Here is a 2,043-nt window from a genome sequence, read left to right as displayed (position 1 = left end):
GACATACCGGGCGCAACGCCTGCTCGCCGGACGCGGTGCGCTGGCGCCGGAATTCACCGAGGCCGATATCCGCCAGCCGCAGCGGCCGAACGGCGTCACCGCTCCCGATGACGACGTCTACAAGGGCCTGCTCGCCAACAATTTCGCCGACTGGCGTCTGGAAGTGACGGGTCTTGTCGAAAAGCCGCTGTCGCTCAGCCGCGAGCAGCTCCAGAACATGCCAAGCCGCACCCAGATCACCCGCCATGACTGCGTCGAAGGCTGGAGCTGCATAGCCAAATGGACCGGCACGCCGCTGTCGCTGGTGCTGGACCAGGCGGTGGTCAAACCGCAGGCGCGCTATGTCATGTTCCATTGCCTCGACACGATCGACCGCAGCCTGTCGGGCGACATCAAATATTACGGCACCATCGACCTCATCGATGCCCGTCACCCGCAGACGATCCTCGCCTACGGCCTGAACGGCAAGCCGCTGCCGGTCGAGAACGGCGCGCCGCTGCGGGTTCGCGTCGAGCGCCAGCTCGGCTACAAGATGCCGAAATATCTCTACAAGATCGAACTGGTCGACGGCTTTGCCGATGTCGGCGGTGGCAGGGGCGGCTATTGGGAAGACAATGGCTATGACTGGTACGGCGGGATCTGAGCTGCACACCGCAAATCCGGCGCTGAAGATGCTAGCCTAGCGAGCGGCGAAACAGCTCGCCTTTTCCGGCAATCTGCTCGCCAATGCCGCCAAGCCGCAGCATATGCCAGGCAAGTGCATGGTTGCTGGAGGTGACCGGTTTCCCCAACTCCTTCTCGACCTCCTCGATGATGCGGGCAACGCGCATGCTGGTGCAGGAAACGAACACCGCATCACAGTCGCTCGACGCACCGATTTCCAAGATGGCCTGCTTGACCGATGCCGGCGTGATGCGTGCAACGACATTGTCGTCCGCCTCGTTGAAGGAGCCCATGACCGGAATATCCATCCCCCGCGCCATCAGCGATGCCCGCAGCGAATGATTGATTTTCGCCAAGTAAGGGGTGAGCAGCGCGATCCTCGAGACCCCCAGGGCCTTCAGCGCGGCGCGTGCCGCGGTCACCGGATTGGTCACCTGCACACCAGGCAGCACCTCGTGAACGCGCTCGGCAACCTTATCCTCGCCGATGACCAGCGCTCCCGACGTGCAGGCAAAGCCGATCACATCGAACTTGACGTCGGGCAAGAGTCCCACCGTTGCCGGGATTACCGCCGACATTTTCATCAGGTTTTCCGGTGTGATCTCGACATCGCTGTAGAGCCGCGCCTCGTACAGCGCGATGTCGCGCGCGGGCAGCGCATACCGGAATTCATCCTCGATGGTCTGGTCGGTCCGCAGCACGAGCAGGCCGAGATTGGCGCGCGTGCCGATACCGTCATCGGTCTTGAAGGGAATGTGTTCCTTGTCGAGGACAAGCGTGTCGTCGGCGCGGCTAACCGGGGCGTCCATGGCGCAGTCCCCTCCCTGATGCCAATCAGAATTGTCGACAATAGAAACGGCGATATTGCCGAAACTGTCAAGGGCTCTGTGCAGATCCTGGGAACCGGTAAACGCCTGAATTTTGCGCTTGCGCGGATCGCTTGTCCGTCGCCGACCCATTCACCGTTGACAGGGATCGGCGTCTTCCTATTGAATTGTCGACAATAGGAACACAGCCCTTCGGGACAGCAATGCGCGTATTGATCTTGGGCGGCGGCGTGGTCGGGATCACCACCACTTATCAGTTGCAAAAGGACGGCCACGCGGTCACTGTTCTCGAGCAGGCACCGCAGGTGGCCGAGGGCGCGAGCTGGGCAAATGCAGGCATGATCGCGCCCGGTCACTCCTTCGTCTGGTCATCACCAGCCGCGCCAAAAATCCTGCTGAAGTCGCTGTTCCTGAAAGACCAGGCGCTTCGCTTCAAACTTTCCGCCGACCCGCATCTCTACAGCTGGTCGCTGCGCTTCCTCAGGGAATGCACGGCCGCCAAAGCGCGTCGCAACACCCTCCTCAAACATCGGCTTGCGGTCCATTCCCAATC

General features: G+C 61.6%; 3 protein-coding genes. 2 read left to right on the top strand and 1 reads right to left on the bottom strand.

Annotated features, from left to right (window positions below):
• Positions 1-643 (top strand): molybdopterin-binding protein (locus EN879_RS33415; protein WP_127274583.1); only part of this gene is annotated, 643 nt, incomplete at its 5' end.
• A gap of 31 nt (positions 644-674) precedes the next feature.
• On the opposite strand, the gene EN879_RS33410 is transcribed toward EN879_RS33415, so the two are convergent.
• A complete protein-coding gene (locus EN879_RS33410) occupies positions 675-1,472 on the bottom strand; it encodes an aspartate/glutamate racemase family protein (RefSeq protein ID WP_013531948.1) in 798 nt (265 codons plus the stop codon).
• 221 nt (positions 1,473-1,693) lie between these two features.
• Here EN879_RS33410 and EN879_RS33405 point away from each other — a divergent pair.
• A partial coding sequence (locus tag EN879_RS33405; protein ID WP_127274582.1) for an FAD-dependent oxidoreductase occupies positions 1,694-2,043 on the top strand: 350 nt, incomplete at its 3' end.

Origin of the sequence: Mesorhizobium sp. M7A.F.Ca.AU.002.02.1.1, from assembly GCF_003998535.1 — a bacterium.
Classification (GTDB): Bacteria; Pseudomonadota; Alphaproteobacteria; order Rhizobiales; family Rhizobiaceae; genus Mesorhizobium; species Mesorhizobium ciceri.
This window is presented reverse-complemented; position numbering and strand designations above follow the sequence as displayed.